The organism is Bradyrhizobium sp. T-12 (assembly GCF_058314695.1).
Genome location: NZ_CM177756.1, coordinates 1,737,099 through 1,755,174, shown reverse-complemented (window position 1 = coordinate 1,755,174; position 18,076 = coordinate 1,737,099). Strand labels below are relative to the sequence as shown.

Below are 18,076 nucleotides of genomic sequence, written 5' to 3'. Positions count from 1 at the left end.
GGTCACACCGCCTCGATCAGCATGGCGCCGCCGAGCCCGCCACCGATGCATTCGGTGGCGACGCCCCGCCGCGTGCCGAGCCGCTTCATCGCATTGACGAGATGCAGCACGATACGGTTGCCGGAGGTGCCGACGGGATGGCCCAGCGAAATCGCCCCGCCATCGACGTTGAGCTTGTCACGGTCGATCTCGCCGGCCGCGCCGTCGAGACCAAGGATCTCACGGCAGAATTTGTCGTCGTTCCAGGCCGCGAGACAGCCCAGCACCTGGGTGGCGAAAGCCTCGTTCAGCTCCCAGGTCTCGACATCCTTGATGGTAAGGCCGTTGCGCTGGAGCAGTGGTGTTGCCGACATCACCGGACCGAGCCCCATGATAGCAGGGTCGAGCGCGGCCCAGTGACTGTCGACGATCGCGGCTTTCGGCGTGAGCTTGTACTTGGCGACCGCGGCATCGGAGGCGAGGATCACCCAGGAGGCGCCGTCGGTGATCTGCGAGGAATTGCCGGCGGTGACCTGGCCCCAGGGGCGCTCGAACACCGGCTTCAGCTTTGCCAGCGTCTCCGCCGTGGAATCCGGCCGCACGCCGTCGTCATGGTCGAAGAACTTGCCATCGCGCGAGAACGCAGTTTCGACCTCGCCCTTGAGATATCCCGCGCCTTGCGCGTGCGCGAGCCGGCGATGGCTCTCGGCAGCATAGGCGTCGGACTGCGCGCGCGTGATCCCGAAGAGATGGCCGACGACCTCGGCAGTCTGGCCCATGTTGAGGTCGGTGACGGGATCGGTCAGCCCGCGCTCGAGGCCGATGATCGGCTTGAGATCGCGCGGGCGCAGCTTGAAAGCCGCGGCGAGCTTGGCGGCCACGCCCTTGGCGGTGGCGAGGCCGGCGAACCAGCGCACGCCGGAATTCGGCCAGACCAGCGGCGCGTGGCTCAGCGCCTCGGAGCCGCCGGCAAGGATCATGTCGGCATGGCCTTCACGGATATAGCGGTAGGCCGTGTCGATCGACTGCATGCCCGAACCGCAATTGATCTGCACCGTGAAGGCGACCATGTCCTCGCCCATGCCGAGCCGGAGCGCCGCGACGCGGGCCGGATTCATCTCGTCCGCGATCACGTTGACGCAGCCGAGGATGACCTGGTCGAAGCTGTCGGGCGAAAACGGCTGGCGCGCCAGTAGCGGCCGGCCGCATTGCACGGCGAGATCGACCGGCGTGAACGGGCCGGGGCCCGAACGCGCCTTCAGAAACGGCGTCCGGCTGCCGTCGACGATGAATACCGGTCGTGCCATCAGCTCGCCGCCCTCTGGTCACCGAGTTCCTGGAAGAACTGATGCACATTGACGGTTTTCTTGTAAATCGGCGACAGCGCTTCCGGCGCAAAATCGTCGACCTCGATCACTTCGGTGACGGCGCTATGAGCAGCGGCCAGTTGCTCGCCCTCGGCCTGCGTGATGACACCCTTGGTGACGGCTTCCTTCCAGTCGCGGATATGCGCCGCGCGCATGCGCTTGGCGATCGCATCGGTGCCCACGACCAGCTTGAACGCACGCTCCAGCCGGGCAAAGCCGCCGTCGTCGTCGACATGGGCCAGATCCGGCGTCAGGCGCTCGCGCGCCGCCGACGGCTCCAGCACGATGGCAGCGCACTGGTGCACGACGCGGTCGGACGGGCCGAGCACGCGCGCGCCGAACGGCTGGACGACGAGCTTGAGGAAGCCGGCGACGAAGCGGTTCGGCAGGTTGGCGAGGATTTCGGCGAGCCGGTTCTCGATCGTCCTGAAGCCGCTCGCCATGCACCATTCCAGCGCGGCAAAGTCCTCCTTCTGCCGACCTTCGTCCTGCCAGCGCTTCAGCGCGGCGGAGAGCAGATACAGCTCGGACAGGATGTCACCGAAGCGCGCCGACAGCATCTCCTTGCGCTTGAGCGCGCCGCCGAGCGTCAGGAGCGCCATGTCGGCGCAGAGCGCAAAGGCCGCCGAATAGCGCGAGAGCTGGCGGTAGAACGGCGTGGCGTCGCCGGCGTCAGGCGCCATCGCGAAGGCGCCAAAAGTCCAGCTTCGACCGAAGGCACGGAATAGCGTCTGGAAACTATGCCCGACATGTTTCCAGAACGCCTTGTCGAATGCAGTCAGCCCACGCTCGCGATCGGTGTCCGCGAGCGCGTTCATCTCGTCGAGCAGATAAGGATGCGCGCGGATCGCCCCCTGCCCGAACACGATGAGATTGCGCGTCAGGATGTTGGCACCTTCGACCGTAATCCCGACCGGCACGGCGCGGTGCAGATTGCCGAGATAATTTTGCGGACCGTCGATCACGGCCTTGCCGCCGTGGATGTCCATGGCGTCGTCGATCGCGGTGCGCATCCGCTCGGTCGCGTGCAGCTTCATGATGCCGGAGATGACGGCGGGATGCACCCCGGCATTCAGCGCCGCGCAGGTCAGCCGGCGCGCCGCATCGAGCTGGTAAGCGGTCGCCACGATGCGCGCGAGCGGCTCTTCCACGCCTTCGAATTTCGAGATGGAGATGCCGAACTGCTCGCGGATCCGAGCATAAGCGCCGGTGGTGCGCGCCGCGTAAGCGGCCCCCGCGGCAGAGAGTGACGGCAGCGAGATGCCGCGGCCGGCGGCAAGCGCGGTCATCAGCATCTTCCAGCCCTGCCCCAGCCGCTCCTTGCCGCCGATGACGTAATCCAGGGGGATAAAGACGTCACGTCCCCGGTTCGGCCCGTTCTGGAACACCTGCATCGACGGCAGATGGCGGTGGCCGATTTCGACGCCGGGCAGATCGGTCGGGATCAGCGCCACGGTAATGCCGAGCTCTTCCTGATCGCCGACGAGATGCTCGGGATCATAGGCCTTGAAGGCAAGGCCGAGCAGCGTCGCGACGGGCCCGAGCGTGATGTAGCGCTTGTGCCAGTTGAGCCTCAGCCCGATGACCTCGCGGCCGTCGAACTCTCCCTTGCAGATGACGCCGCTGTCGATCATCGAGGCGGCATCGGAGCCGGCTTCCGGGCTGGTGAGGCCGAAGCAGGGAATGTCGCGGCCATCGGCGAGGCGCGGCAGCCAGCGTTCCTGCTGCTCCTTTGTGCCGAAGCGCATCAGGAGCTCGCCGGGGCCGAGCGAGTTCGGCACCATCACGGTGACGGCGGCCGCGATCGAGCGGGTCGAGATCTTGCGCACCACTTCCGAATGGGCGTAGGGCGAGAAGCCGAGACCGCCGAATTCCTTCGGAATGATCATGCCGAAGAATTTCTCGCGCTTGACGAAGTGCCAGACGTCCTGCGGCAGGTCGCGCCATTCCCAAAAGATCTTCCACTCGTCGAGCATGGCGCAGAGCTCGTCGACGGGCCCGTTGAGGAAAGCCCGCTCCTCCTCGGTCAATTTGGCTGGCGCAATTTTCAGCAGCTTCGACCAGTCGGGATTGCCGGTGAAGAGATCGGCGTCCCACCAGACGTCGCCCGCCTCCAGCGCCTCGCGCTCGGTGTCGGACATCGCCGGCAGCACGCCGCGCGCCCAGGAGAAGATCGGCTTCGTGATGTTGTCGCGGCGGAAGCTCATGGCTGACCTCGTGCATCGGCGCGGTTATCGGGCATTTTAGCGGAAACTGGCTGGCGGAGGCGAACATCTCGCCTGCAAAATTGACGCGGCCGGGCGGGCCCCGGACCATAACGGCCAGGGTGCGCGAGCAGTTCCGGGAGGGGAATGGGGCTAGATGTCTCCCCACGTCGTTCCGGGGCACGCGAAGCGTGAGCTCTGGTGCGCAATTGCGCACCTGAGAATCCATCGCGCCGCAATGTTTGTCGATAAATGGATTCCGGGCTCGCGCCTGACGGCGCGCCCCGGAATGACGGCGTGGAGAGCGAAGCGGCGGCCTTAATCCGGCCGCACCATCTCGAACATGTTTTCGGGCTTGATCTCGAAATAATCGCCGCGGCGGCCGGCGCGGACGATCGGGCGGGCGGCGGCGGTCTGGTAGACGCCGTCCTTGATCATGGCCTTGTCGATGTGGACCGCGACGACCTCACCCAGCGTCAGCCAGGCGTCGGCCTCCTTGCCGTCGGCGCCCTTGAGCCGGATGATGTCGGACACCTTGCATTCGAAGGCGACCGGGCTCTCGCCGACGCGCGGCACGTTGACGAGCTTGCCGGGCACCGCGGTGAGGCCCGCGACCTTGAACTCGTCGACCTCGGGCGCGACATGCGCAGCGGTCGCATTCATGTGCTTGGCAAGGTCCATCGTGGCGAGATTCCAGACGAATTCGCCGGTCTGCTGGATGTTCTCCACCGTGTCCTTCCAGTTGGTGGAGGAGAAGCCGATGATCGGCGGCACGTAGCAGAAGGCGTTGAAGAAGCTGTAAGGCGCGAGGTTGACGTGGCCCTTGGCGTCACGGGAGGAGATCCAGCCGATCGGCCGCGGCGCGATGATGGCGTTGAAGGGATCGTGCTTGAGGCCGTGGCCCTTGGAGGGCTCGTAGAAATACAGGTCTTTGTCGGTCACGCGCTTGCTTCTCCGCTATCCGTCATTCCGGGGCGATGCGAAGCATCGAACCCGGAATCTCGAGATTCCGGCTTCACGCTACGCGCGACCCGGAATGACGGCAGCCGTTATAGGGAGAAACGTCCCGCCTGTCAGTGCCGCGGCGACAGACCCGCGATGACGAAATCGATCATCTGGTCGATGTTCGGGCCCGGCTTGGTGGCGCATTGGGCGATCATCTGGGGGTGGAAGAAGCGCATCATCGCGGTGCACGAGCAGAGCGCGGCCAGTTGCAGATCGGGCGCCTCGAACTCACCGGTGGCAACGCCTTGCGCGATCATCTGGCCGACCATTCCGGCGACGCATTCCATGTGGTTGACGCAGACGTCCCAATCCTCCTGCATCGCGATCTCGACCATCTCATGCAGCTTGTTGTCGCCGACATAGCGCTCGGTGTTCATGCGATGGATGGTGGTGAGGAGCTCGCGGAAGCGGTCCAGCACGGGCCCCGGCCTTGCCACGATCCGCTGCGCTTCGAGCTCCACCTCGCCCATGAGCGAGCGGGCCACCGCCTGATGGATCGCCTTCTTCGATTCAAAGAAGCGATACACATTGGCGGGGCTCATCCTGAGCTCCTTGGCGATGTCGCCGACCGTGGTCTTCTGGTAGCCGATCTGGCGGAACAGCCGTTCGGCCACCTCGAGGATACGATCCCGGGTGTCGCCTTCGATATGTTCCGAAATAAGGGCCATCGATCAGGACTCGTTCGTCAGCAGTCTTCTCATTTATTCAGCCGCTTCAGCAAGCGGAATTGCGTGGGGGTCATCGCTCCCATGCTGCGGCGCGGCAGGCTGCTCGGGGGTGCCCGCCTCGTCCAGGCTCTTCCTGAACCACAGCGCATAGAGGCCCGGCAGGTACAGCAGCGTTAGGAACGTCGCGACGAACAAGCCACCCATGATGGTGATCGCCATCGGACCCCAGAAGGCCGATCGGGACAGCGGGATCATGGCGAGAATGGCGGCGAGCGCCGTCAACACCACCGGACGGGCGCGGCGGACGGTGGCTTCCACGATCGCCTCGCGCCGGGTCAGGCCGTGGGAGACGTCGGTCTCGATCTGGTCGACCAGGATGACCGTGTTGCGCATGATCATGCCAGCGAGCGCGATCAGGCCGAGCAGCGCCACGAAGCCGAACGGGGCATTGGCGACGTTGAGGCCGAGCGAGGCGCCGACGATGCCGAGCGGCGCGGTCAGGAACACCAGGATCAGGCGCGAGAAGCTCTGCAGCTGGATCATCAGCAGCGTCAGCATCACCATGACCATCACCGGGAAGAGGATGAAGATCGAGGCGTTGCCCTTGGCGGATTCCTCGAACGCGCCGCCCGCCTCGATACGGTAGGCCGGCTCGAGGTGGTCCTTGATCGCCTTCAGCTTCGGCGTGATCTGGTTGGTGACGTCGGGCGCCTGCACGCCGTCGACGACGTCGGAGCGCACGGTGATCGCCATGTCGCGGTTGCGCCGCCACATGATCGGCTCCTCGTGCGCATACTCGATCTTGGCGATCTGCTGCAGCGGCACGGCAACGCCATTGCGCGAGGTGATGGTGAGGTCGCCGACGCCGCCGAGGTCGAGGCGCTCGGACGAGACCGCACGGGCGACCACGCCGACCTTTTCGATGCCGTCGCGCACGGTCGTGACCTGCGAGCCCGAGATCAGCATCGCGAGCGCCTGTGAGACGTCCTGCGGCGTCAGGCCCATGGCGCGGGCACGGTCCTGGTCGACGACGAGCTTGAGGTAGGGCGACTGCTCGTTCCAGTCGAGCTGGACATCCTTGACGCTCTTGTTCTGCCGCATGACGTCGCGGACCTGGTAGGCGATCTCGCGCACCGTGTTGGCGTCGGGGCCGATCACGCGGAACTGCACGGGGAAGCCGACGGGGGGACCGAAATTGAAGCGATCGACGCGCACGCGCGCCTCGGACAGGAAGCCCTCGGCAGCCGCGTTCTCGATCTTGGCCTTGATGCGCTCGCGCGCCTCGACGCCCTTGGCCACGATGACGATCTCGGCAAAGGCCTCGTTCGGCAGCTGCGGATTGAGGCCGAGCCAGAAGCGCGGCGAGCCCTGGCCGACATAGGACGTATAGGTCTCGATGTCCTTGTCGTCCTTCAGCAGCGTCTCGGCCTTCTTCACCGCCTTTTCGGTGACGTTGAAAGCGGTGCCCTCGGGCAGGCGCAGCTGGAAGAACAGCTCGGGCCGCTCCGACAGCGGGAAGAATTGCTGCTGGACATGGCCGAACCCGACGATCGAGGCGACGAAGACGCCGACGGTCGCGGCCACCACGGTGATGCGGTGGTTGACGCACCATTGCACGATGGCGCGCAGGCCGCGGTACATTCGGGTCTCGTAGACCGCGTGCGGATCGTGGTTGTGGTGCACCTTCATCTCCGGCAGCAGCTTGACGCCGATATAGGGCGTGAAGATCACCGCCACGAACCAGGAGGCGACCAGCGCGATCGCCACGATCCAGAAGATGCTGCCGGCATATTCGCCGACCGCGGAATTGGCAAAGCCGATGGGGAGGAAGCCAGCGGCCGTGACCAGCGTTCCCGTGAGCATCGGAAACGCAGTTGATTCCCAGGCAAACGACGCCGCACGCATGCGGTCCCAGCCCTGCTCCATCTTCACCACCATCATCTCGACCGCGATGATGGCGTCGTCGACAAGCAGGCCGAGCGCGATGATCAGCGCGCCGAGCGTGATGCGGTGCAGGTCGAGCGACATCATGTTCATGACGACGAAGACGATGCCGAGCACCAAAGGCACCGACAGCGCGACCACGATGCCGGTGCGCCAGCCCAGCGCCAGGAACGAGACGAACAGCACGATGACGAGCGCTTCCATGAAGGAGTGCACGAACTCGCCGACGGCGTGCTCGACCACCTTGGGCTGGTCGGCGATCAGCTTGACGTCGATGCCCTGCGGCACCGCCTTCATGAAGTCGGCCGTCGCCTTCTCGACCTCCTTGCCGAGCTCGAGGATGTTGGCGCCCTTGGCGGTGACGACGCCGATTCCGATCGCGGCCTTGCCTTCCTGGCGGACGACGAAGCTCGGCGGATCGACATAGCCGTGGGTGACGGTGGCGATATCCCCCAAGCGGAACACGCGACCGTTGCTCTCGACCGGCGTTTCGGCGACGGCCTTGGCACCGTCGAGCGCGCCGGTGACACGCAGCGGCACGCGCTGCGCGGAGGTCTCGACCGTGCCGGCGGGGGTCACGTTGTTCTGCTTGGCGAGCGAATCGAACAGCGCCTGCGGCGTGATGCCGAGGGTGGCGAGCTTGGCGTGGCTGAACTCGACGAAGATGCGCTCGTCCTGGTTGCCGTAGACGTCGACCTTGGTCACACCGGGCACCTTGAGCAGGCGCTGACGGAAGCCTTCCGAAACCTTCTTGAGCTGGGCGTAATCGGCGCCGTCGCCGGTCATCATGTACAGGATGGAATCGACGTCGGAAAACTCGTCGTTGACGACGGGTCCGAGAATGCCCGACGGCAGCTGGCCCTGCACGTCGACCAGCTTCTTGCGCAAGAGATAGAAGAGATAAGGCACGTCCTTCGGCGGCGTCGAGTCGCGGAAGGTCACCTGGAGCGCGGTGAAGGCGGGCTTGGAATAGGTCTGCACCTTCTCGAAATAGGGCAGCTCCTGGATCTTCTTCTCGATGGGATCGGCGACCTGCGTCTGCATCTCCTGCGCGGTCGCGCCCGGCCAGATCACGGAGACGTTGACCACCTTCACCGTGAAGAACGGATCCTCGGCCCGGCCGAGCTTCTCATAGGAGAAGAATCCGGCGACGCCGAGAATGATCATGAGGAAGAGAACCAGCGTCGGATGGCTGACGGCCCAGGCCGAAAGGTTGAAGCGCTTCATCGCTCTCTCCGAAAAGACGATCCAGTTGCCAAAGACACGACAGCCACTCTGTTCATTCCGTCGTCGCGAGGCAGCGAAGCAATCCAGGGGGCTGGGCAGGTTCTGGATCGCTTCGCCGCTTCAGCCTTTGCTTAGGGACAAGGGCCGAAACTCACCTCACACGACGTAACTCATTCTCTTGTCACTCCGGGGCGCATCGCCCGGAATGACGAAAGTTAAAACGACAGTGACGACACGACCCGCACCCGCTGGCCCGAATCTAGCTTCTGCACACCGAGGGCAACGATCTTGGCGCCCTCATCCACGCCGCTGGTGATGAGCACATCGTTGCTCTCGTAGGACTTCACCGTCACCGGCTTCAAGGTGAGCGCGCCGTTGTCGTCGACGACGTAGAAGGACGGCTTGCCGCCCTCGTTGAACAGCGCCGACAGCGGCAGTCGCGCGACGCGCTCGGTCGCAGCGTCCGACAGCGTCAGCGTCGCGGTCATGCCGAGCGCAACCTTGTCGTCGGCCTCGGGCAGCGAGAATTTCGCAAGATAGGTGCGCGTGGCCGGATCGGCCGTCGGCGCGATCTCGCGCAGCTTGGCCGCATATTTCTTGTCCGGCTCGGACCAAAGAGTGACGCTGGCGACGCCCGACTTGGCGCGTCCAACCAGCGTCTCAGGGATCGCGACGACCGCTTCCTTCTCGGCAAAGCGGGCGACACGGATCGAAGCCTGGCCCGCGGCGACCACCTGGCCGGGCTCGATCAGCGTTGCGGTGACGACGCCCCGGGCGTCGGCAGCAAGCGTCGCGTAGGAAAGGGAGTTCTTGCTCAGCTCGAGCGCGCGCTCGGCGCGGTTCAGGCGCGCGCGGGCTTCGTCCGCAGCGGCGCGGCTCGAATCCATCTGCGCATCCGTGGTCCAGCCCTTGGCCTTCAGATCCTTGGCGCGCTGCTCGGCGGCGGCGGCCTGGGCCAGCACACCGGTCGCGGCGGTCTGCTCGGCCAGCGCCTGCTCGGCCTGCAGCTTCAGATCGACTTCATCGAGGGTCGCGAGCGGCTGGCCGATTTCGACGGTCTGGCCGACTTCGACGAGGCGCTTGGCGACCTTGCCGGCGACGCGGAAGCCGAGATCGCTCTCGATCCGGGGCCTGACGGTGCCGACGAAACTGCGTTCCGGGGTCTCGGCATCATAATGCGCGGTTGCGACCAGAACCGGCCGCGGCGGCTCGGCCTTCTCGGCAACGGTATCATTGCACCCAGCCAGGGCCGCGGCCATCAGAGCCAGCGACACGCCTGCCAATAGCCTGGAATAGCTCGACAAAACCGACCGGACGAACATCGAAGGACACTCCTGCAGCTCGAATGAGAGGAATGTCGACTAATCACTGATAAAAGTCAATAATCGTCAGTCATCAGGAATGCGTGATCGTTAAGGGAGTGGGACGACTTGATGATGACGACCTGTCGCGCCTCAACCGCGCTATGTTGGTGTTTTCGGGATTGGCTGGCTCACAGAGAAGCGCCGACGCAGATTAGCCGGTAGCGCGGACGGTGCGCTCTACCGCCCCTGCCCGGCGAACTCGTGCTTGGTCTCGTGGCCGCCAATGAACACCAGGATGCCGGCGAGAAGAGGCAGCACGGCGAGCACCAGGAGGCCGGTCGAGGTCTGTCCCGTCGCCTCCTTGACCCAGCCGATCAGATACGGCCCGCCGAAGCCTGCGAGGTTGCCGATCGAGTTGATCAGGGCGATGCCGCCGGCGGCGGCGGTACCGGAGAGCCAGGCGGTCGGCAGGGTCCAGAACACGCCGAAGCAGCAGAACACGCCGATCGCGGCCACTGTCAGCACCACCATCGTCATGGTGGGATCGGTGAGGTAGCTGGAGACGGCGAGCGCGACGGCGGTGAGCAGCAGCGGCGCACCGACATGCATGACGCGCTCGCGCGTGGCATCGGAGTGCCGCGCCCACAGGATCATGGCGATGGTGCCGAACAGATACGGGATCGCGGTGACGAAGCCGGTCTGCGCGTTGGTCAGCCCGAACGCCTTGACGATCTGCGGCAGCCAGAACTGCATGCCATAGAGCGCCCCGACGAAGCCGAAATAGATCAGGCTGAGCGCGATCACCTTCGGCGAGGACAGCGCTTCGCCAAGCGAGACATGCTTCACGGCCTGCTTGGCCGCGATTTCCGAATCGAGCTTCGCCTTGAGCCAGGCCTTCTGCTCGGCCGAGAGCCAGTCCGCCTTCTCCGGCTTGTCGGTGAGATAGAACCAGGTGACGATGCCGAGCAGCACGGAGGGGATACCCTCGATGATGAACAGCCACTGCCAGCCCTTCAGGCCCATCATGCCGTCGAGCCCGAGCAAGAGGCCGGAGATCGGCGCACCGATCACGGTCGAGACCGGCACCGCGATGGCGAAGGCCGCCAGGAAGCGGGCGCGATATTCGGCCGGATACCAATAGGTGAGATAGAGGATGATGCCGGGGAAGAATCCGGCTTCAGCGACACCGAGCAGGAAGCGCAGGACGTAAAAGCTCGTCACGCCGCTGACCACCGCCATCAGGGCGGAGATGATGCCCCAGGTCACCATGATGCGGGCGATCCAGCGGCTGGCTCCGAATTTCTCCAGCGCCAGATTGCTCGGCACCTCGAAGATAAAATAGCCGATGAAGAAGATGCCGGCGCCCCAGGAGAAGATCAGCGGGGTGAACTTCAGCTCGGCATTCATGGTCAGCGCGGCGAAGCCGAGATTGACGCGGTCGAGATAGGAGAAGAAGTAGGCCAGCACCAGGAAGGGAATCAGGCGCCAGGAGATGGCGCGGATCGTCGATGTTTCGATTTCGCTCTTGGCGTTGTTGGCGCCGCCGGCGGAACCGGCATCGATGGTGGTCTGGCTCATGGCTTCCCCCTGGTTGTTGCTTTTGTGGGCTGGTGTGCGGTTTTCAGCATCGCAGGCGAAGAGTCAATGGAGCGAGCAATGCACGGGACGCAGCCGGATCAAGCCATTGCGCCGCTCCGGACATCGCTGATCCGCGCGGCTCTCGCATTGATCGTCATCGCCTGCGGACTGGCCTTGCGCTGGTACGGCTTTCCACTCGGCCTGCCCGCCTTCGTGGTGAAGTATGGCGGCTCGCTCTTGTGGGCCACGATGGTGTTTCTGCTGGCCGGAGCTTTACTGCCGCGACTCACGCGGACGCAGATTGCAGCCGTCGCGGCCATCATCGCCATCGTCGTGGAATTCTCCCGGCTGGTGCACACGCCATGGCTCGACGCATTCCGGCTGACGACGGCCGGCGCGCTGCTCCTGGGGCGAATCTTCTCGCTGTGGAATGTGGTGGCGTATGGGATGGGGATTGCATTCGGCGTGTGGATCGATCGGTTCGCCGAAAGGCGTAGGGCGGATTAGCGGAGCGTAATCCGCCTCATCTTCTCTTCGTCGCGACGGCCGTGGCGGATGACGCCTTCGGCTAATCCGCCCTACGAAGGCGCAGTTACTCCGCCAGCTGAAACCGTTCGAAGCGATCGAGCTCTTCCTCGATGCCCTGCTTGAGCGCCTTGCGCCCCGCCGTCCTATTGCCCTGCCCGACCCAGGTCCATTTCTGCATCAAGAGCTTCCTGGCCTGCCGATCGGTCTTCAGATCGAGTGCGGCGACGATCTCGTCGCCGACCAGCACGGGCAGCGCGAAATAACCGAGCTTGCGCTTGGCCTTCGGCACATAGGCCTCGAACAGATGGTTGTAGCCGAAGATGAGATTGGTGCGCTTGCGCTGGATGATAAGGGGATCGAACGGCGAGAGGATGTGGACGAGGTCTGGCGAGACCATCTCACCATTCCCCTCGAGCGCGGCCGGCGCCGCCCAATGCTCCTGCTTGCCGGCGCCGTCGATCGCAACAGGCACGAGCTCGCCGCGGCGTACGCGCGAGGCGATCAGTCCGGCCACCGCCTTCTTGCGCGGCGCATCGAGATGGCAGATGGAATCGAGACTCACCACACCTTGCGAGCGCAATGCGCGATCGAGCAGATAGGCCGTGATCTCCCTGGCCGAGGCCGGCCTCGGCAGCTTGTCCCAGCCGAAATGGCGCGTCATCAGCTCATAGGTCTTGAGCATGCCCTGTCGCTCGCTGATGGTGACGGCGCCGGTATAGAAGGCGAGCTGTAGCGCCCGCTTCGAAGGCTTGCGGCTCTGCCACAAATGCTCCTTCTCGGTGAGCACGTCATCCTCGATGTCGCGGATCGTCAGCGGACCGGCTCGCACCAGCCGCATCACCTTGCGCGTGTCGGCCGGCTTTACCGAAGCGAACCATTTGTGCCCCTCGCGCTGATGCTCGCGCATCGCCGGCAGGAATATGCGGAAGTCGCCGGTCGGCACGTAAGCGAGCGCATGCGTCCAATATTCGAACACGCTTCGGTCGACGCTCTGGGCATGACGCAGATCGGCGCGGCGATAGGACGGGATCCGGCTGAACAGGATATGATGATGGCAGCGCTCGATGACGTTGATGGTGTCGATCTGCACATAGCCGAGATGAGCGACCGCGTCCGCAACGGCCTGCGCTCCCTCGCCGAACGGGGCGCGCTCATCCAGCCGCTGGGCGTGCAGCCAGATCTGCCGGGCCTGTTTCGTCGTGAGGGGATGGGGTTTGGGCGTGCGTGACATTGCAGAACGCAATGTAGCGGGATTCGCGCCGGGAGAAAGCAGTGGGCCAGAACCGACAAAGAAAAAGCCGCGCTGCCATCTGCTGACAGCGCGGCTGTTCGATGTCGCCGAGGCCTACTTCGCCATCATGGCCTTCTGCGACTTCATGTAGTGCATGCAGGCGCTCTTCATCTTGCCATTGCTCATGTCGGTGTTGGCCATGGCCATTTCCTTGTTCGACGCCATCTTGGCCGGTGTGTCGGGCGTGCCCCCCATCATCGCGGCGGACTTCATCATGTTGTCCTTGGTGCACGCCATCATCGCGGCGGACGCGGGGGACAGCGAAAGGGTGAACGCGACAAAGGCGGCGGCCGTGAGCAAGATCTTCATCTAAAAGTCTCCTCCGTAAAACGAAACCGGCGTCATGCCGGCCTTCGCAATTACGTATTCTCGCGCGCTGACGTTTCGCGGAGAAGATAATTTTCTTGCTGCGGTGCGAAAGCGGACGGTCAGGGCGCGCACCGGGCCGATTTCCTGCTCACGACTGGACCGCGCGACGACGCGGTCCAAGAGCCTGCGCATCGCAAGGTGATTTCAATCACATCGGGCCCGGCGCCGCGTGAACCTATCCCGGAGAGAATGCGACCACTCTATTGGGACGAACGGCTCCGCTCCCGGAACGGCTGCCAAACGTGCCCGTTCACCGCCCGAACGCCGGAAAATACACGAGAACAGGCCTGGACGCGGTGTCGTCACCGTGACCAAGATCACATCGGGCCCTTTGAACCCGACCTATGCTCGCAGCATCAAATCGCTATCAGGCGTAACAGCGAGGATACGACAATGACCCATTTTGATAAGTTCTTTGGACTGAAGGCGATAACTCTCTCCGCCGCGCTGTCGATGACGGCAGGCCTGGCTCTGGCCGGCGACAGCAATGTCACCACTGGCCAGATCCTGGATGCACTGAAGCCGAAGCCGGCAACCCGCGGCCTGTCCGTCGGTCCGCAGGCCGACACGGCCGTGCAGGCCAAGGAAGCGACCTTCCTGAATACCGTGCGCAACCGCTCGACCCGCTCGCTCTCGACGGGCGAGCGTGAGCAGATCGCCGAGCTCGCCGCGACCAAGCCGAAAATCGACCTGGAAATCCAGTTCGATTACAACTCGGCCGATATTGCCAAGACGTCGGTGCCCTCGGTGCAGGCGCTCGGCAAGGCTCTGTCCGATCCGGCGCTCAAGGGCTCGACCTTCGTGGTCGCCGGCCACACCGATGCGACCGGCGGCGAAGCGTACAATCAAGGCCTGTCCGAACGGCGCGCCGACACCATCAAGAAGTACCTGGTGCAGAACTACGGCCTCAACGGCACCGATCTTGTCACCGTCGGCTATGGCGAGACCAAGCTGAAGGATACCGCCAACGGCGCCGACCCGATCAACCGCCGCGTCCAGGTCGTGAACATGGACACCAAGACCGCGTCGAAATGATCTGATGACGACCATCGCCTGCCGGCCCTCCGGCAGGCGGACCGTCGCTCAGACCGGCACCGCTCCGGCGAGCGCCTCCCGGACCAGCCGCGCGAGCTCGGCCTTGCGGTAAGGCTTCTCCAGGATCAGGGCGCCCTGCCGGACGTGGCCGTTCGCGGCCAGCGTTTCGAGGGCGTAACCCGAGGTCAGCAATACGTGCAGCTCGGGCCTCTCCTTCCGGGCGAGACCCGCGAGTTCCCATCCGTTGACGCCCCCGGGCATGACGACGTCGGTGAAGAGCAGGTCGACATGCGGCGTTACGGCAAGCGTCTGCAGGGCTCCCTTGCCGTCGACGGCGGAAATCACCTTGTAGCCCAGGCTCTCCAGGCTCATCACCGCATAGGAGCGGACGAACGGATCGTCCTCGACGACCAGCACGATTTCCGAACCGCTCTGTGCCACCTCCTTCTCGACCGCCAGCGGCGCGCCCTGCGACTTGCTCAGCACGGCCGGAAGATAGATCCGCACCGTCGTTCCCAGGCCCGGCTCGCTGTAGATCGTCACGTGGCCGTTGGATTGCTTGACGAAGCCATACACCATGCTGAGCCCGAGCCCGCTGCCTTTGCCGACCTCCTTGGTGGTGAAGAAGGGTTCGAACGCGCGTTCCAGCACCCGCTTCGGCATGCCGGTGCCGGTGTCGGTCACAGCGATCACGACATATTCGCCCGGCCCGACATCGGGATGCGCATTGTGATCACCGGCATCGAGCGATGCATTCGCCGCCGAGATGGTCAGGCGTCCGCCTGACGCCATCGCATCCTGGGCATTCAGCGCGAGGTTGAGGACCGCCGCCTCGAGCTGCGCCGGATCGGCAAAGGCCTGCCGGAGCGCAGGATCGGCCTGCGTGGCGATCTCGATGTCCTCGCGCAGCGTTCGCCGCAACAGCATGTACATGGACTCGACGAGCTTGTTGCATTCGGTCTCGACCGGCCGCAGCAGCTGCTTGCGGCTGAAGGCGAGCAGGCGTTGCGTCAGCTCGGCGCCACGTTCGCCGGCGCTGCAGATGTCGTCGGCAAGGCGCTTCAGGTCCCCGCGCGGCACCAATTGCTCGGCGAGATATTCGGCATTGCCGACGATCACGGTGAGGAGATTGTTGAAGTCGTGGGCGATGCCGCCGGACAACTGTCCGACCGCCTCCATCTTCTGCGCCTGGATCAGTTGGGCCTCGGTGCGCTTGCGGTCGCTGAGATCGTGGATCATGCCGACGAAGATGGACGAGCCGTCCTGCTGGGCCTCGCCGACCGAAAGGTCCATCGGGAAGGTCGTGCCGTCCTTGCGCCGGCCCAGCACCTCGCGGCCGATGCCGATGATCTTCTTGTCGCCGGTCGCGATGAAATTGCGGATGTAGCCGTCATGCTCGGACCGGTAGGGCTCGGGCATCAGCATCCGGACATTGTGTCCGAGCACCTCGTCGGCCTCGTATTTGAACAGCCTTTCGCAGGCCGGATTGAATTTCAGGATGATGCCGTCGGAATCGATCAGGATCACGCCGTCAACGGCGGTGTCGACTACCGCCCGCAACCGCGCAGCGCTCTCGCGCAGCTCGCGCTCGACGCGCTCGCGTTCGGTGAGATCGTGAATGATGCCGGCGAAGATCGAATCACCGGCAACCTGCTTGCTCTCGCCGACCGACAAATGCATCAGAAAGGTCGAGCCGTCCTTGCGCCGGCCTACCACTTCTCGGCCGATGCCGATGATCTTGCGTTCGCCGCTGACGTGGTAATTGTGAAGATATCCGTCGTGGGCGTCGCGGTAGGACGACGGCATCAGAACCTTGACGTTCCGCCCGATGACTTCCTCGGCGGCATAGCCGAACAGCTTCTCGCAGGCCGGATTGAACATCAGCACGCCGCCGCGCGCATCGATCAGGATCACGCCGTCCACTGCGGTGTCGACGACGGCCCGCAGCCAATCAGCGTTGGACTGGTCCGGACTGGCGATGCGATCCTCCATGCTCACCCGAAGGCTCCTCAGACCCGAGGATGACGGCCAGTCCACACGCGCAGATTGATTCAGGCAAGATAATTCTACCAAACATATGCACGCAAGCGGGCACTAGATCCAGCTTTGGAACACCATCAGCCGGCCGAAGCTCCGCATCGAGGTCCCGATGAAGGCTGCCGAAATCGGCAGCATGACCGCAAAGCCGATCCCGGCAACGCCGACATAGGCCCACAGCAGCCAGCGCGGCAGACCGTCCCGGCGCAGCACATAGACCAGGGCGAGCGACGCCGCGGTGGCGGCGGGCAGATAATAGTAGATGAAACCCAGCGTGCGCGGCAGCAGGGCCCAGGCAAGCCAAGGACCGAAATAGAACGCCGCGATCAGGAACGCATCCCAGCGGCGCTCGACGACGAAATCGCGCAGCACGAGCGCGAGCGCGAGCAGCGCCGGCCACAAAACCAGCGGATTGCCGAGGAAGACGACCGCGGAGACGTTGTCTTCCGCGACCTTGTCGAACAGGAACCAGACCGGGCGCGCGAGTAGCGGCCAGGACGGCCATGAACTCATATAGGTGTGGCCGGCAATCGCGGTCGTGGTGTTGTCGGCAAAGATCCGGCGCTGCGCCTCGATCAGCTCCGGCAGCGACACCCCGTAAAGCGGAACGAAAGCGGCAAGATAGACCACGCCCGGCAGAATCGCGAAGCTGAGCACGACATGATGCAGCCGGAGGCCGGGCCAGAGGTCCGGCCGATACCAGTCCTGCGGCTTCGCGTCGGCGAACAGCGTACGCCAGCCCTGCATCAGGCGGATCACCGCGACGATGACGATGCAGACGCCGAGCGGAAACAGGCCGCTCCATTTGCAGGCCGCAGCGCAGCCGAACAGGCTGCCGGCGAGCGCGAACAGCGCCTGCGGACGCTGTCGTCGAAACCCGTGCATGAAGGCGGCGGTCGCGAGCAGACCGAAGGAGAGCGCAAAGATATCGAGCATGGCGATGCGTGCCTGCACGTAGAGCATCTGGTTGAAGGCGGCGATCAGCGCCGCGGCGACCGCGGGGCCTTGCGCCGCGAACAGCGCGAGGCCGCACAGATAGATCGCGACGACGGCGAGCGCGCCGAACAACGTCGCGGGGTAGCGCCAGCCGAGCGCATTGTCGCCGAAGGTCGCGATCGAGGTCGCGATCAGCTCCTTGGCCAGCGGCGGATGCATCGGATTGAGCATCGGCTGCGACATCGCCGGCGCCAGCATCTGCCGCGCCGCCGGCACGTAGTGCACCTCGTCGAAGACGAACTTCTCCGGCGTCGTCAGTCCGATCAACAGCGCGAGATGCGCAACCAGGAAGATTGCGACAGCAATCACTGCGCTTCGCGACATCATCGGAACCGCGGACAATTCGAGCGGCTGCTGGGAGGCTGTTTTGCGTGGCAAATTGGCGTCACCGCGGACAAAAATAGAAGTCTCGTTTTTCATTGAACGCATTCTGCCGCAACTGTCACTAAGCATGACGCACGTCCCGCGCGGCTTGTGATAATTCCGCCACATCGCAAGCTTGCGCGATCCGGTACGATCAGGGACACATCGATCGGTTGCGAAA

The 18,076-nt window shown here is 64.4% G+C and carries 13 protein-coding genes; 2 read left to right on the top strand and 11 right to left on the bottom strand.

The window, feature by feature from the left end; all coding sequences use genetic code 11:
* Positions 1–2: 2 nt before the first annotated feature.
* The 7 genes from AC0WRY_RS08335 to AC0WRY_RS08305 form a co-directional block, all read right to left on the bottom strand.
* On the bottom strand, positions 3–1,286 hold the full coding sequence (locus tag AC0WRY_RS08335) for an acetyl-CoA C-acetyltransferase (RefSeq protein WP_194406544.1): 1,284 nt from the start codon (positions 1,284–1,286) through the stop codon (positions 3–5).
* On the bottom strand, positions 1,286–3,553 hold the full coding sequence (locus tag AC0WRY_RS08330; protein WP_491122933.1) for an acyl-CoA dehydrogenase: 2,268 nt from the start codon (positions 3,551–3,553) through the stop codon (positions 1,286–1,288). The genes AC0WRY_RS08335 and AC0WRY_RS08330 overlap by 1 nt, the downstream gene beginning before the upstream one ends.
* Positions 3,554–3,868: 315 nt before the next feature.
* Positions 3,869–4,492 (bottom strand): flavin reductase family protein, encoded by a 624-nt coding sequence (locus AC0WRY_RS08325; RefSeq protein ID WP_491122932.1) that lies wholly within the window; start codon positions 4,490–4,492, stop codon positions 3,869–3,871.
* A gap of 131 nt (positions 4,493–4,623) precedes the next feature.
* Positions 4,624–5,223, bottom strand: coding sequence for a TetR/AcrR family transcriptional regulator (locus AC0WRY_RS08320; protein WP_194406541.1), 600 nt, complete (start codon positions 5,221–5,223; stop codon positions 4,624–4,626).
* 33 nt (positions 5,224–5,256) lie between these two features.
* Complete coding sequence (locus AC0WRY_RS08315) at positions 5,257–8,394, bottom strand: efflux RND transporter permease subunit (RefSeq protein ID WP_491122931.1); 3,138 nt, start codon at positions 8,392–8,394, stop codon at positions 5,257–5,259.
* Positions 8,395–8,609: 215 nt separating this feature from the next.
* Positions 8,610–9,716 carry an efflux RND transporter periplasmic adaptor subunit gene (locus AC0WRY_RS08310; RefSeq protein ID WP_491122930.1) on the bottom strand — a complete coding sequence of 369 codons (1,107 nt, stop codon included), beginning with the start codon at positions 9,714–9,716 and terminating at the stop codon, positions 8,610–8,612.
* 219 nt (positions 9,717–9,935) lie between these two features.
* Complete coding sequence (locus AC0WRY_RS08305; RefSeq protein WP_211419510.1) at positions 9,936–11,276, bottom strand: MFS transporter; 1,341 nt, start codon at positions 11,274–11,276, stop codon at positions 9,936–9,938.
* Positions 11,277–11,354: 78 nt separating this feature from the next.
* Between AC0WRY_RS08305 and AC0WRY_RS08300 the strand changes: the two genes are divergently transcribed.
* Positions 11,355–11,783, top strand: a complete 429-nt coding sequence (locus tag AC0WRY_RS08300; RefSeq protein ID WP_491122929.1) for a ribosomal maturation YjgA family protein — start codon at positions 11,355–11,357, stop codon at positions 11,781–11,783.
* 85 nt (positions 11,784–11,868) lie between these two features.
* Here AC0WRY_RS08300 and AC0WRY_RS08295 read toward each other — a convergent pair whose 3' ends face one another.
* A complete protein-coding gene (locus tag AC0WRY_RS08295) occupies positions 11,869–13,035 on the bottom strand; it encodes a winged helix-turn-helix domain-containing protein (protein WP_491122928.1) in 1,167 nt (388 codons plus the stop codon).
* A gap of 114 nt (positions 13,036–13,149) precedes the next feature.
* Positions 13,150–13,404, bottom strand: a complete 255-nt coding sequence (locus tag AC0WRY_RS08290) for a hypothetical protein (protein ID WP_063196637.1) — start codon at positions 13,402–13,404, stop codon at positions 13,150–13,152.
* Positions 13,405–13,857: 453 nt separating this feature from the next.
* Here AC0WRY_RS08290 and AC0WRY_RS08285 point away from each other — a divergent pair, with 453 nt between their 5' ends.
* Positions 13,858–14,499, top strand: coding sequence for an OmpA family protein (locus tag AC0WRY_RS08285; protein WP_491122927.1), 642 nt, complete (start codon positions 13,858–13,860; stop codon positions 14,497–14,499).
* Positions 14,500–14,547: 48 nt separating this feature from the next.
* Here AC0WRY_RS08285 and AC0WRY_RS08280 read toward each other — a convergent pair whose 3' ends face one another.
* Positions 14,548–16,491, bottom strand: a complete 1,944-nt coding sequence (locus tag AC0WRY_RS08280) for a hybrid sensor histidine kinase/response regulator (protein WP_491123451.1) — start codon at positions 16,489–16,491, stop codon at positions 14,548–14,550.
* 102 nt (positions 16,492–16,593) lie between these two features.
* Positions 16,594–18,024: a phospholipid carrier-dependent glycosyltransferase gene (locus AC0WRY_RS08275; RefSeq protein WP_491122926.1), complete on the bottom strand. Its 1,431-nt coding sequence runs from the start codon at positions 18,022–18,024 to the stop codon at positions 16,594–16,596.
* Positions 18,025–18,076 lie beyond the last annotated feature (52 nt).

Coding starts and splice junctions, on each gene's coding strand:
- AC0WRY_RS08335 (WP_194406544.1), bottom strand. CDS start 1,286: ATGGCACGACCGGTATTCATCGTCGACGGCAGCCGGACGCCGTTTCTG.
- AC0WRY_RS08330 (WP_491122933.1), bottom strand. CDS start 3,553: ATGAGCTTCCGCCGCGACAACATCACGAAGCCGATCTTCTCCTGGGCG.
- AC0WRY_RS08320 (WP_194406541.1), bottom strand. CDS start 5,223: ATGGCCCTTATTTCGGAACATATCGAAGGCGACACCCGGGATCGTATC.
- AC0WRY_RS08315 (WP_491122931.1), bottom strand. CDS start 8,394: ATGAAGCGCTTCAACCTTTCGGCCTGGGCCGTCAGCCATCCGACGCTG.
- AC0WRY_RS08310 (WP_491122930.1), bottom strand. CDS start 9,716: ATGTTCGTCCGGTCGGTTTTGTCGAGCTATTCCAGGCTATTGGCAGGC.
- AC0WRY_RS08305 (WP_211419510.1), bottom strand. CDS start 11,276: ATGAGCCAGACCACCATCGATGCCGGTTCCGCCGGCGGCGCCAACAAC.
- AC0WRY_RS08300 (WP_491122929.1), top strand. CDS start 11,355: ATGCACGGGACGCAGCCGGATCAAGCCATTGCGCCGCTCCGGACATCG.
- AC0WRY_RS08295 (WP_491122928.1), bottom strand. CDS start 13,035: ATGTCACGCACGCCCAAACCCCATCCCCTCACGACGAAACAGGCCCGG.
- AC0WRY_RS08290 (WP_063196637.1), bottom strand. CDS start 13,404: ATGAAGATCTTGCTCACGGCCGCCGCCTTTGTCGCGTTCACCCTTTCG.
- AC0WRY_RS08285 (WP_491122927.1), top strand. CDS start 13,858: ATGACCCATTTTGATAAGTTCTTTGGACTGAAGGCGATAACTCTCTCC.
- AC0WRY_RS08280 (WP_491123451.1), bottom strand. CDS start 16,491: ATGGAGGATCGCATCGCCAGTCCGGACCAGTCCAACGCTGATTGGCTG.
- AC0WRY_RS08275 (WP_491122926.1), bottom strand. CDS start 18,024: ATGTGGCGGAATTATCACAAGCCGCGCGGGACGTGCGTCATGCTTAGT.